Genomic DNA, 12,387 nt, shown 5'->3' with positions numbered 1-12,387 from the left:
GCCGATTATGAAATCGGCATCGCCAGTTCTGGGATGTGGCTGTTCGAGGTAGAGCCTGCGTAGCGGCTACAAGGCCTCCTATCGAGGGTTCATCCAGCACTGGGGCGAGGCGATGCCGATTGTCCTGAAGAGGCGAGGGGTTTGGAGCGCCGATTATGAAATCGGCATCGCCAGTTCTGGGATGTGGCTGTTCGAGGTAGAGCCTGCGTAGCGGCTGCAAGGCCTCCTATCGAGGGTTCATCCAGCCCCCGGGGCGAGGCGGTGCCGATTTCATAATCGGCGCTCCTTACTGCGCCTGCACGGCGGTGAGGGCGATGGTGTAAAGGATGTCTTCCACCGAGGCACCGCGGCTGAGGTCGTTGACCGGTTTGCGCAGGCCTTGGAGCATGGGGCCCATCGAAATGACGTTGGCGGAGCGCTGGACGGCCTTGTAGGTGGTGTTGCCGGTGTTGAGGTCGGGGAAAATGAAGACGTTGGCGCGGCCGGCGACCTTGGAGTCGGGGGCTTTCGTTTTCGCGACTTCGGCGATGGTGGCGGCGTCGTATTGCAGCGGGCCGTCGATGATGAGCTCGGGCGCGCGTTGTTTGGCCAGCTCGGTGGCTTGGCGGACTTTCTCGACCTCGCTGCCGGCACCGGAGCCAAGGGTGGAGTAGGAAATCATGGCGACGATGGGATCGATGCCGAAGGCCTTCGCCGAGTTGGCGCTCTGGATCGCGATGTCGGCCAGCGTTTCGGCGTCGGGATCGGGGTTCACGGCACAGTCGCCATAGACGAGCACCTGGTCGGGCAGGCACATGAAGAAGACCGAGGAAACGGCCTTGGCGGCGGGGGCGGTCCGGATGAGTTGCAGGGCCGGGCGAATGGTGTCGGCGGTGCTGTGGACGGCGCCGGACACGAGGCCGTCGACCTCGTCCATGGCGAGCATCATGGTGGCGAACACGACGTTGTCGCGCAGCGCCTCGCGGGCGGCGAGTTCGGTGAGGCCCTTCTTTTTCCGCAGCTCGAGGAGGGGCTCGAGGAAACGGTCGCGCTCGGGGGTGGGGTCGAGAATTTCCACCAGCGGCGGCAGCCTGAGGTTGTTGACGCGCGCGACTTCGAGGATCTGGTCGGGATCGCCGACGAGCACGCATTTCGCGATCCCGCGCTCGGCGCAGCGGACGGCGGCCTGGACGGTGCGGGGCTCGTCGCCTTCGGGCAAAACGATGCGCTTGAGGTGGGCGCGGGCGGTCTTGGCGATGCGGTGGCGGAAGGCGGGCGGGGAAAGGCGCTTGGCGACGTGGGTGGCGCAGCGCTCGCGCAGCCAGTTGGCATCGGTCGAGCGGGCGACGGTGTCCATGACCTGGCCAATGCGTTCGACGTCCTGGACGGGCAGCTCGGGGTTGAGTTCGTGAAGGCGCTTCGCGATCTCGAAGGAGGTGTCGGGCACGCAGATGAGGGGCGTGCCGCCGTCGAGCTCGAAGGCGTCCTGGCAGAAACGCAGGACTCGGGCGTCCGGCTCCATGTCGGAGGTGAGGATGAGGCCGGCGAGCTGGATCGAGCGGGTGGCGGCGTGGGCGGCGGCGAAGATGATGTCGGAGCGGTCCGAGGGGGTGACGATGAGGTTTCCGGAACGGAGCGCGCCGAGCATGTTCGGGACCGAGCGGGCGCAGAGGGAGATCTTCTTGATGCGGCGGCCGGTCATGTCGCCGGCCATGAGGACGGAGCCGCCTAACAGATCGACCACGTCGCACATGCGCGGCGCGGCGAGGTCGGGGTTGTCGGGGATGATGCCGATGACTTCGTAGTCGCCCCGTTTCGCCGCCAGGCGGGCGGAAAGCGCGGGCAGCAGGCTGGGGGTGTCGGACGTGGTGCCGAGGTCGGCGGCGAGGGCCGCGGCATCGACGTGGTTGAGCATCACGGCCGGCTTGATGCGGCGGAAATGGTCGGGGAGTTGGCGCAGGATGTGGTCGAGCTGGTCGGCGATGGCGGCGACGGTGTCGCCCTCCTCGGGCCGGGTGACGAGGACGACCTCGGCATTGAGCGCGCGGGCGAGGGCGGCGTTGAGCTTGGTGGCGTTGGGCAGGTCGTGCGAATTGACGAGGCCCTCGACGAGGACGACGTCGTGTTTCCGCGGCAGCGGTTCGTAGCGGCTGACGACTTCCTCCATCAGGTCGTCGATGTCGTCCTTGCTCATCGCATGGCGGACCGTCTGGTGCGGGATCGGCTCGGGCGGCGTGAGCGTGGTGGTGGCCTCGAGGTAGGCGGACGAGCGGTCGTAGTCCTCGCCCGGGTGCGGTTGGCCGAGGGCCTTGAAAAAGCCGACATCGACGCCGAGTCGGTCGAGCGCGCGGACGAGGCCGATGCTGACCGAGGTGAGGCCGACGTTTCGTCCGACCGGGACGGTGAGGAAGGTGTGCTGGGGCATGGCTCAGGCTTGTGCGAGGACTTCGCGGGTGGCGGTGGCGATGGCGAACTCTTCGTTGGTGGGAATGACAAGTACGGCGGGCTTCGTACCATGCGGGCTGATCCGGCCGGCGGTGGTGCGGCCGTGCTCGAGGTTGGCCGCTTGGTCGAGTTTCAAGCCGAGCACGCCGAGTTGGGCGACGGTTTCGCGGCGGATCATGGCGGAGTTTTCGCCGATGCCGCCGGTGAAAACGAGGGCGTCGGGCGGTCCGCCGAGCGCGGCGCAGAGGCCGCAGAGTTCGCGGGCGAGGCGGAAGGTGAAGACGTCGATGGCAAGGCGCGCGGCAGGGTCGCCGGCGGCCTCGGCCTCGGCGAGCTGGCGCATGTCGGAAATGCCGGCCAGTCCGGTGAGGCCCGACTTCTGGTTGAGGAGGTCGGTGATTTCCTGAAGCGACATCCCGGTCTGGCGGTGGAGGAAGGCGTGGAGGTTGGGATCAACGTTGCCGCTGCGGGTGCCCATGACGAGGCCTTCGAGCGGGGTCAGGCCCATGGTGGTGTCGACCGATTTGCCATCGAGCACGGCGGTGGCGCTGCAACCGTTGCCGAGGTGGGCGGTGAGCAGGCGGTGCTTTTCCGGGAGGCCGAGGGCGTGGGCGGCTTTGGCGGCGACGTAGGCGTGGCTGGTACCATGGAAGCCGTAGCGGCGGACGTCGTGCTCGCGGTAGAGTTCGTCGGGAATGGCGTAGCGATAGACCTTCGGCGCGATGCTTTGGTGGAAGGCGGTGTCGAACACGGCGACCTGCGGGATGCCGGGGAAGACGGCGGAGGCGGCCTCGATGCCGAGGGCGTTCGGGATGTTGTGCGAGGGTGCGAGCGGGGCGAGCAGGCGGATCGAGGCGAGGACGTCGGCATCGATGAGGACGGGTTTCGAAAACCGCTGGCCGCCGTGGACGGTGCGGTGGCCGATGGCGGTGACGGGCTCGAGCCCGGGTTGGGCGCGGAGGGCGTCGATCGCGGAACGCAGGGCGGCGGTGTGGTCGCCGGGGGCATCGACGGCGAGGTCGACGTAGCCATCGCCGGCGAGGTGCATTTTTCCGCGGGCGTCGGGGCTGTTGAGGCGCTCGACGATGCCGTGGGCGGCGGGTTGGGGATCGTCGGCGGCGAAAAGGGCGAACTTCACCGAGGACGAGCCGCAGTTGATGACGAGGACGGCCATGACGGGGGCAGTCTCCCGCACATGGGGAGCGGGTCAACGGCAATGCCGGAAGCGCGGGGAATTCGGCAATTTCGGCGGAGGGAATCGGGGTTTTTCAACCGCAGATGAACGCGGATGGACGCAGATGGTTTTTGAGGCGGGCTGCTGGGGGTTGGGAATCAGGATGGATGGGATTTTTGGGATGGATGGGATCGGTTGTTTTTTTGATCTGCGTTCATCGGCGTTTATCTGCGGTTTTGATCTGAAGCCGCACGGGGAGATTGAGGATGGCGGTGGGGGGTGCAGGATGGAGGGGTATGAAAGAGCTGGAGAACAGCAGGGAGGTGTGGACGCGGATCGTGCGGGCGGGGTCGCGGGTGTTCGTGTGCGGGGGGGCGTCGGTGCCGCGGGAGTTGATGCGGCGGTTTCTGAAGGCGGCGGAGGGGATGCGGGATGTGGAGCTGGTGCACATCCACACGCTGGGGAAGGTGCCGTGGGTGGATCCGAGGTTCGCGGAAAACCTGCGGACGAACTCGTTTTTCCTGACGCCGGAGCTGGGCGATGCGGTGCTGGAGGGGCGGGCGGATTACACGCCGGCTTCGATGTCGGAGGTGCCGAAGTTCTTCAGCTCGACCGTGTTGCCGATCGATGTGGCGCTGATTTCGGTGAGCCCGCCGGATGCGAAGGGTCGGGTGTCGCTGGGGGTGAGCGTGGACGTGGCGAAGGCGGCGGTGGAGGCGGCGCGGGTGGTGGTGGCGCAGGTGAATCCGCGGATTCCATTCACGAAAGGGGATGGCACGCTGCCGGTGGAGAAGATCGATTGGTTCATCGAGAAGGAGGAGCCGCTGGCGACGCTGGCGAAGCTGAAGCGCGACCCGGTGCGGGAAAAGATCGGGGCGTATCTGGCGGAGCTGGTGGATGACGGCTCGACCTTGCAGGTGGGGCTGGGAACCACGGCGCGGGCGGCGATTTCCGCGCTGCGGGGACACCGGCATCTGGGGATCCACAGCGGGCTGCTGTGCGATGAGTTGATGGAGCTGATCCGTGGTGGGGCGGTGGATCATTCGCGGAAACATTTCATGACGGGCAAGGCGGTGGTGAGCCACGCGCTGGGGTCGAAGGCGCTCTATGATTTCGTGGCGGAATGCGGGGAGCTGGAGTTCCGGACGAGCGACTGGGTGAACGATCCGGGGATCATCGCGATGAATCACAAGATGGTGGCGGTGAACGGCGCGCGGCAGATCGACATCACGGGGCAGGTGATGCGCGATGCGGCGGGGCACCGGTTTCATGGCGGGATCGGGGCGCAGCTGGATTTCCTGCGTGGATCAGCGGGGAGCGCGGGCGGGCGGCCGGTGCACGTGCTGCGCTCGACGAGCGAGGACGGCGAGGTGTCACGGATCGTGGCGAGCCCGCCGGAAGGGACCGTGGTTTCGACCGGGCGGACGGACGTGTACTATGTGATCACCGAGCACGGCGTGGCAAGCCTGCGCGGGAAGAGCATCCGCGAGCGGGCGCTGGAGATGATCCAGATCGCGGATCCGAAGTTCCGCGAGGAGCTGATGCGCGGGGCGCACGCGCGGGGGTGGATTCCGAAGTTCGTGTCGGTCGCGCCGACCAGCCTGGCGCCGGGCGATGTGAAGTCGGGCGTGGAGTATCGACGGCTGCGACTGGGCGATGGCAGCCGGTCGTTTTTCCTGCGGCCGCTGCATGCCTCGGATGTACGACGTTTGCAGGAGTTCTTCTACAGCCACAGCGAGGAAACGGTGCGCAACCGGTATGGCTACCTGCGCGAGTCGATGCCGGCGGACTCGGCATTCAAGCTGGTGGGCGTGGACCAGTCGAGGGATCTGGCGCTGGGGATTTTCGAGGAAATCGGGCTCGGAAGGGAGCCGGTGATCCGGGCGGTGGGGCGGTTTTATCGCGATGTGGCGGTCGACTCGGCGGAGGTGGCCTTCGTGGTGCACGACGAGACGCGGCGGATGGGGATGGCGGGCGAGCTGGTCGATGAGCTGGCGCGGGTGGCGAAGAAGCGGGGGATCGTGGAGTTCTGGGCGTCGGTGCTGCCGACGAACACGCCGATGATCCGCTTGTTCGAGAAAATCGGAGGGAAGTCGCGGAGGGAGGATGGCGAGCTGCATTTCCGGATGCCGGTGGCGGCGGTGTCGAAGAGACGCGGGGAAACGGGGAAGGCCTCCGTTTCGGCGAAGCCGGCCAAGGTGGCGGTGGGCTGGTTTTGGTCGAAAGAGTGCCTGAAGCACGACGGCGGACCGGGCGAGGTGGAGAATCCGCGGCGGTATCAGGTGCTCGGCGAGGCGTTGGCGAAGGCAGCGGAGCGGCTGGGTGCGGTTGATCTAACAGGACGGTTGGCGACGCGGGCGGAGCTGCTGCGTTGTCATGCGGCGCACTATTTGGATCTGGTGCATATCGATGTCGAATCACTGGCCGACCGGCTGCGGACGGGAGACACGGCGATTTGTCCGGAAAGCGAACACGTCGCGATGCTGGCAACCGGTGCTGGTCTCGAAGCGGTGGCGGCGGTGATGGATGACCGGGTGAAGCGGGCTTTTGTGGCGGTACGGCCGCCGGGTCACCACGCCACGGCGGACCGCGGGATGGGGTTCTGCATCTACAACCACGTCGCGCTGATGGCGCGGCACGCGCAGGAGGAGTTCGGGGTGCAGCGGGTCTTGATCGTCGACTGGGACGTGCACCACGGGAACGGGACTCAGGACCTGTTTTTTGCGGATCCGGACGTGTTTTACTTTTCGACGCACGAGGAGGGGATTTTTCCATTCACGGGTGGCGAGGACGAGACCGGCGCGGGTCGTGGCATCGGGACGACGATGAACGTGCCGCTGAAGCACCGGTCGCATGGAAAAGCGGTGCTTTCGGCGATCGAGGACCGGCTGGTGCCGGCGATGGAGAAATTCCGGCCGGGGCTGGTGTTGATTTCCGCGGGCTTCGATGCGCTGGCGAGCGACCCGCTGGGAGGCTTGAAGCTGGTGCCGGAGGATTTCGCGGAGCTGACGCGGGCGGTGGTGAGGATCGCGGACCGCTGGGCGGGAGGACGGGTGGTTTCCGTGCTCGAAGGCGGCTACGATCCGGAAGGCCTGGCGAAGGCGGCGGTGGCGCATTTTGAGGCGCTGGGGCAATCCTAAAGATTTCGTCGCCACGATCGGGGTTCACGGCTCTGGTGGAATAGGGAAATGATCAGGATCTCGCCCTCGTCGCGGATTGTGTAAATGATGACGTAGGGAAACCTGCGGAGGCTGCACCTTCTGAAATCATCCTTCAAAGGACTCCAGGCCTCGGGAAACTGGAGAATTCGGGAAATGGCGGCGTCCACTTCCTCCAAAAATTCAGCGCCGAGGCCTTCGACCTCCTGATGGTAAAACTGCGCCGCTTCGGTCAGCTCCAACAGCGCCGGCGACAGGAAGCGGTAGGTCATTTTTTGAAGCGGGCCTTCAGATCCGCCAAGGCTGCGGGGCCATCGACGGATGAAATCTCTCCGCCTTGGAATGCCTGAAGACGGTCGCTCGATTCGCGAATCCATGCAGCCTCAAGGTCAGGCGAAGTAAGAGTCAAACTGGCAAGCAGCCGGTCTGCCAAGAGCGCCCGATCCTTTTCCGGAAGGAGGAGGGCCTCTTTTTGAAGGATTGCCGTGTCCATGAACGGAGAGGATAGCTCGTGCGGCTCCGACAGCAATCTCGAGGTGGTCCTTTTTCCCGAGTGAGGTGCGGGTTTTGGCGACGCGCGTGCAGTTGAGATGGAAATTTCGAGGACGTCCGGATCGTCGGAGTGGTGGAGGCGAACTGAAGTCGAGCCAGCCGGTGGAAGCTACGATCCAGAGCGTCATTGAGGCGGTTCGAGCGCGGCCAGAAACTGTTCCGGGCGATAAACCGGGATGTCAGCCTTTGTGAAGTCGTCGAGATTGCGGGTAACGATGCATTGGGCTCCGGCCTGGAGCGCCGCTTCGTGGAGGACGGCATCCTCGAAATCGGGCATGTCCCGGGTGAGTGCTGAGCGAATGACGGCCTGGTTGACTGCGGCCACTCCGAAGATCGACATCAGCGAACCGAGCTTGGAGAGGCTCGCCTTGTCGCCCAAGTGGCGGGCAGCGATGTAGTGGATGGTCGTCAGGGTGGTCGCGCACAAAAGTCCCTGGCATCGGCCGGTCTCGACGGCGGAAAGTACACCGGCCGAGGCTTGGAGGTGGGGCTCGCGCCCGAGCATCACGTCGAGGACGACGTTGGTATCGACCAAGGCGATCACGAATGCTTGCGCTCGAGGTGGTCGATGTAGGCATCTCGGTCGTCGCCAGGGTCAGTGATGCAGCCGACCAAGGAGGCAGTCACCGGAGGTAGTTTTGCCGCAGGGGCATCGAGAGGGGCTTTTCGGAAGGCGCGGAAATAGTCGCTCACCAGCTTCGAGACCGAGGTCTTCCGGTGCTCGGCTTCTTGCTTGGCCGCAGTGACCAGATCGTCGGGAACGTGGAGAGTGAGCTTGGCCATGACGTAGAAGAATAGCAAAAAGATACGTCGTAACAACCCGGAAGTGTCGGGGGACTTCAGGCCGGAGGCCCGCGCGACATTCGCAAACCGGACGTTCGCGCCACGGCGGAGATTTCGCCGGGGTGATCCGTTTTCCCTTCCGCGGCGAGGCGGGGGTGGGTAGGTCGGGCGCGTGCAGCTGAGATTGGAATTCGAGGACGTCCGGATCGCCGGGTTGGTGTTGGCGAAGGTGGGGAATCCGTCGCGGGACGAGCCCTTGCAGACGTCGAAGCAGGTTTTTCATGTCGATGACGAGGATCAGGGGCTGCTTTCCGGGATCTTCACGCGGCCGTTCCGTTCGCTGCAGGGGCAGCGGTTCCAGCACCACAGTGCATTGGAAAAACATGAGATGAACCAGGTGGCGCGGGCTCTTTTTGAAAGTCCCGACTCCCTTCTGGACCAAGGCCAGGCGATCGCGGCCCGGCTTTACTCGAAGTCGAACCACCCGAACATCAAGTCGGGCGACCTGTGCGTGGCGATGCTGGAGGGAATCAAGTGGGACGGCGTGGCGAAGCGCGCGCTGTGCATCCTGAAGTCGGAAAGCGTGACGCCGTTCCTGAGCATCGCGACCAAGGACGGCGACCTTGAGCTCCACACCGAGCAGGGGATTCACCCGGAGAAAATCGACAAGGGTTGTCTGATTTTGGAGCATTTCGAGGAAAAGGGCTTCTACGTGCTGACCTTCGACCGCGCGGGCAACGAGTCGCGCTTCTGGGTGCGGGATTTCCTGGGCGTGGTGCCGATCGCCGACGACAACCTGTTTTCCAAGCGGGTGGCGGAAATGGCGGTCGCGGCCGTGTCGACCCCGCCGAAGCGCGAGGCGGAGGAAGAAGGCGATGATTCTCCTCCATGGGAGGCGAACAAGGCGGCCAGCGAGGCGCTTTCCTATTTCGATGGAAAGAAGAAGTTCTCGCTGCAGGAGTTCGAGGAGCAGGCGCTGCGGACGCCGGAGGCGAAGGCGAAGTTCGCCGCGGAGCGGCGGAAGCTGGAAGAGGAGGAGGGGGTGAAGCTCGATGAGGAGTTCGCCATTTCCAAGCGCGAGGTGAGCAAGGCGCGGAAGTTGATGAAGTCGGTGATGAAGTTCGACACCGGCGTGGAGGTGCGACTGAAACCGAACGTGGCGGCCGAGCCCGACGGGGTCATCGAACACGGCCACGATTCGGATCGCGACATGCGGTATGTGAAAATTTACTATCGGAAGGATTACGTGAAGTAGGATGCGGAACCGCAAAGGCGCGAAGACGCGATGGAAGTGGCGGTGAAATCGACTGACTGAGATGAGCGAGGAGGAAACGTCCAGCGCGGCGGAAGCGAAGCCGGGACTGCGGAAGGACCTGATGGTCCTGATGAAGGTCCGGCTGAACCTGTTCGTGCTGATCACGACCTTCTTCGGTTTCCTGCTGGCGTCGAAGGAGGACGGCATCGACTGGCTGCTGCTGGCCAACACCCTGATTGGCACCGGGCTGGCGGCGTTTGGCTCGGCGGCCTTCAACCAGCTCATGGAGGTGGACCTCGACGCGCGGATGCGGCGCACGGCCGACCGGCCACTGCCGGCGCGGCGGATGGACCCGCTGTTCGCATTCGGGGTGGGCTGGATGCTGGCGGCGATGGGGATCATCCACCTGTCCGCCAAGGTGAATCCGCTGACGGCGATCCTGACGGCGGTGACGGTGGCGACCTACGTTTTCATCTACACGCCGCTGAAGCGCTGGAGCAGCACCAATACGCTGGTCGGGGCCATTCCGGGGGCCATCCCCCCCATGATCGGCTGGGCGGCGGTGCCGGGGCACGGGCTGAACTGGGGGGCGTGGTTCCTGTTCGCGCTGCTGTTCTTGTGGCAGCTGCCGCATTTCGTGGCGATCTCGTGGCTGTGCCGGGAGGAGTATGAAACGGCGGGCTACAAGATGTGGAGCAACGGCGACGTGAGCGGGAAAAAGAGCGCCCTGCTGAGCGCGATTTTCTCGCTGGTCCTGGCGGCGCTGCCCCTGTGGCCGTGGCTGGCGGGCTGGACGCCGGGGTGGCCGGGTCACGTCGCACTGGCGGCGGGTGTGCTGATGGGCCTGATGCTGGCGGCACTTTCCGGGCGCTTCATGCGCGATGGGGAGCGGTCGTCCTTCCGGAAATTGTTCTTCGGCACGCTGTTGTATCTGCCGATCGAGCTGGGATGTCTTGCGTTCGCGTGGGGCTAGTCTAGTTTCCGCGGCCCGATGAAGAGCCCCGTCGCCCACCTCGAGCCCGCCGAGAGGGATCCGAAGAAACTCCGCCGCACCGGTTTGATCCTGGCCGGGCTGATGTTGTTGAGCGGGTTGATGGTGCTCGTTGCTTACAATCGCCACGCCGCAGAGGAGGCGGCTGACGACCGGCCGGCGCTGGTCGCGCGGCTGGACAAGAACTTCAAGGTCTGGCGGCAGGACGAGAGCGAGGCGGGACTGCTCGACCTGGCCGGGGATGTGTGGGTCATCTCACCGGTCAGCTTTTCCCAGCCGGAGACCTGGCAGGCGACGCGCAAGGTGCTGGAGGATCTCTCGAAGCGCTATGCCGACCGTGCGGATTTTCACATCGTGAACCTGACGGTGGATCCGGAAAACGAGCCGCCCGCCACCTTGGCGAAGTACGCCGACGAGCTCGGTGCCGAGCTTCCGAAGTGGTGGCTGGCGGGCGCGCAGGAGGACAGCCTTCACAAGTTTCTCAAGAACCGGCTGAGGGCCGGCTTTTACCCGGAAAAGAAGGATGGGCTGTGGTCTTACGACCCGTCGATTGTGGTGATCGGACGGGACCGGCACATCCGCAAGGCCACGGTGCGGGCGCGGAAGGCGTCCGGCAAGGAGCTGAACTACCGCCATCAGGTGGACTTCGACTTCGAGCAGGCCGCCCGATGGGATGCGGAAGGGCGGTCGGAAGGGCTGGGGAAAAGCAACGTCGCGGCGCTTGAGGAATTGCTTCTCAAAACCATCGATCACCTGCTTGCCGAGCCGGCGATCGAAAACGAAAGTGAATCATGAAAGGAAGGATCCTGCTCATCTATGGCGTGGTCGGGTGCGTCTCGGTCGCGATCGTCGCGTTCTTCATCCGCATTGCGAACGCCGTGCCTGACACCCAGCTGCCGCCGGCGACCGACGTCGGGGCGGAATCCGTGGAAACGTTTTTCCCGATCGAGGGCGACCTGGAACTCACACGGCAGGATGGGGAACAGGTGAAAATCACCGACCTGAAGGGCAAGGTGACCTTGCTGGCGGAGTTCTTCGCCGTCTGCCCCCACTGCGCGGTGCGCAACGGGGCGGAGCTGAAGGCTATTTACGATCAATACCGCAGCGATCCGGACTTCCGGATGGTGTGCGTATCGGTCGATCCGGAAACGGACGGTCCCGCGGAGTTGAAGGCTTACGGCGAGGCCCTGGGGGCCGAGCCGGAATCGTGGTGGTTCACCCGCGGGCAGGATGCGGCCTCGACCCATGATTTCCTCGAGAATCATCTCGGGTTCTTTAAAATCCGCGAACGCACTGATCCGCTGGATATCCAATCGAATGGCCGCTACTCGCACGATCTGGGGCTGCTCTTGATCGATCGCGACCTCAATGTGGTGGGCAAGTGGCCGTTGGCCGATGCCCGCAGCGACGAAGGCCGTGAGCGGGATCCCGGGCTGTATGATCGCCTGAGGTCGGACCTGCAGCAGCGAATCGAAAAGGAACTGGCGAAATGAGCGAGCGGGCGGAATGGCTGGGCCGTCCGGCGGACGAAGCACTGGCGTCGAAACTCAAGGTCGCGGCCTGGATCGTGTCCGCGGTGGTGCTCCTGCTGGTGGCAGCGATGCAGCGGATCCGGCTCGATCTGCCGGAAGGGTGGAACACGGGTTTTCTGCCTCCGTTTCACGCGGCGGTGAATGCACTGGCCGGATTGGTGCTGGTGGTGGCCCTGGGGTTCATCAGGCGGGGCAGGGTGGCCGCGCACCGGGCGGCCATGCTGGTGGCCGTGGGTCTGTCCGTGCTGTTCCTGCTTTCCTACGTGGCCTATCACATGACCAATGACCCGACCCGCTATGGGGGGCAGGGGCTGATGAGGGGCGTGTATTTTTTCCTGCTGATCACCCACATCGTGACGGCGGCGGTGAGTTTCCCGCCGATTCTCTTCACGCTGATTGCGGCGCTGACGAACCGCTTCCAAGCCCACCGCCGCCTGGCGCGCTGGGTTTTTCCGCTGTGGCTCTACGTGGCAGTGACCGGGCCGGTCTGCTACCTGATGCTGAGGCCGTATTACTAA

12 protein-coding genes are annotated in these 12,387 nt (G+C 64.8%); 6 read left to right on the top strand and 6 right to left on the bottom strand.

Annotated elements, in window-relative coordinates; all coding sequences use genetic code 11:
- Positions 1-286: 286 nt before the first annotated feature.
- Positions 287-2,404, bottom strand: coding sequence for a phosphate acetyltransferase (gene pta, locus ABXH26_RS18240; protein ID WP_353568539.1), 2,118 nt, complete (start codon positions 2,402-2,404; stop codon positions 287-289).
- Positions 2,405-2,407: 3 nt separating this feature from the next.
- Positions 2,408-3,598, bottom strand: a complete 1,191-nt coding sequence (locus ABXH26_RS18235; RefSeq protein WP_353568538.1) for an acetate/propionate family kinase — start codon at positions 3,596-3,598, stop codon at positions 2,408-2,410.
- A 296-nt stretch (positions 3,599-3,894) separates the two neighbouring features.
- On the opposite strand from ABXH26_RS18235, the gene ABXH26_RS18230 reads away from it, so the two are divergent.
- Positions 3,895-6,738: a GNAT family N-acetyltransferase gene (locus tag ABXH26_RS18230; RefSeq protein WP_353568537.1), complete on the top strand. Its 2,844-nt coding sequence runs from the start codon at positions 3,895-3,897 to the stop codon at positions 6,736-6,738.
- Here ABXH26_RS18230 and ABXH26_RS18225 read toward each other — a convergent pair.
- The 4 genes from ABXH26_RS18225 to ABXH26_RS18210 all read right to left on the bottom strand — a co-directional run bounded on the left by ABXH26_RS18225 (position 6,735) and on the right by ABXH26_RS18210 (position 8,091).
- Positions 6,735-7,028, bottom strand: coding sequence for a type II toxin-antitoxin system RelE/ParE family toxin (locus ABXH26_RS18225; protein ID WP_353568536.1), 294 nt, complete (start codon positions 7,026-7,028; stop codon positions 6,735-6,737). The two genes, ABXH26_RS18230 and ABXH26_RS18225, sit on opposite strands and share 4 nt — an antisense overlap.
- On the bottom strand, positions 7,025-7,249 hold the full coding sequence (locus tag ABXH26_RS18220; RefSeq protein WP_353568535.1) for an addiction module protein: 225 nt from the start codon (positions 7,247-7,249) through the stop codon (positions 7,025-7,027). Before ABXH26_RS18220 ends, ABXH26_RS18225 begins: the two co-directional genes overlap by 4 nt.
- A 183-nt stretch (positions 7,250-7,432) precedes the next feature.
- The gene (locus ABXH26_RS18215) at positions 7,433-7,852 is read right to left on the bottom strand and encodes a PIN domain-containing protein (RefSeq protein ID WP_353568534.1); all 420 of its coding nucleotides are present in this window, start codon (positions 7,850-7,852) and stop codon (positions 7,433-7,435) included.
- Complete coding sequence (locus ABXH26_RS18210; RefSeq protein ID WP_353568533.1) at positions 7,849-8,091, bottom strand: DUF6364 family protein; 243 nt, start codon at positions 8,089-8,091, stop codon at positions 7,849-7,851. Before ABXH26_RS18210 ends, ABXH26_RS18215 begins: the two co-directional genes overlap by 4 nt.
- Positions 8,092-8,263: 172 nt before the next feature.
- Between ABXH26_RS18210 and ABXH26_RS18205 the strand changes: the two genes are divergently transcribed.
- The 5 genes from ABXH26_RS18205 (at position 8,264) to ABXH26_RS18185 (ending at position 12,387) form a co-directional block, all read left to right on the top strand.
- Positions 8,264-9,346, top strand: a complete 1,083-nt coding sequence (locus ABXH26_RS18205; RefSeq protein ID WP_353568532.1) for a nucleoid-associated protein — start codon at positions 8,264-8,266, stop codon at positions 9,344-9,346.
- 61 nt (positions 9,347-9,407) lie between these two features.
- On the top strand, positions 9,408-10,319 hold the full coding sequence (cyoE, locus tag ABXH26_RS18200; RefSeq protein ID WP_353568531.1) for a heme o synthase: 912 nt from the start codon (positions 9,408-9,410) through the stop codon (positions 10,317-10,319).
- A gap of 18 nt (positions 10,320-10,337) precedes the next feature.
- A complete protein-coding gene (locus ABXH26_RS18195; RefSeq protein ID WP_353568530.1) occupies positions 10,338-11,132 on the top strand; it encodes an SCO family protein in 795 nt (264 codons plus the stop codon).
- Positions 11,129-11,830, top strand: a complete 702-nt coding sequence (locus ABXH26_RS18190; RefSeq protein WP_353568529.1) for an SCO family protein — start codon at positions 11,129-11,131, stop codon at positions 11,828-11,830. Before ABXH26_RS18195 ends, ABXH26_RS18190 begins: the two co-directional genes overlap by 4 nt.
- Positions 11,827-12,387, top strand: coding sequence for a DUF420 domain-containing protein (locus tag ABXH26_RS18185; RefSeq protein WP_353568528.1), 561 nt, complete (start codon positions 11,827-11,829; stop codon positions 12,385-12,387). The genes ABXH26_RS18190 and ABXH26_RS18185 overlap by 4 nt, the downstream gene beginning before the upstream one ends.

Source organism: Haloferula sargassicola (genome assembly GCF_040362925.1).
Lineage (GTDB): Bacteria > Verrucomicrobiota > Verrucomicrobiia > Verrucomicrobiales > Akkermansiaceae > Haloferula > Haloferula sargassicola.
The sequence above is the reverse complement of the archived record's forward strand: the minus strand, read 5'-3'. Positions and strand labels throughout refer to the sequence as shown.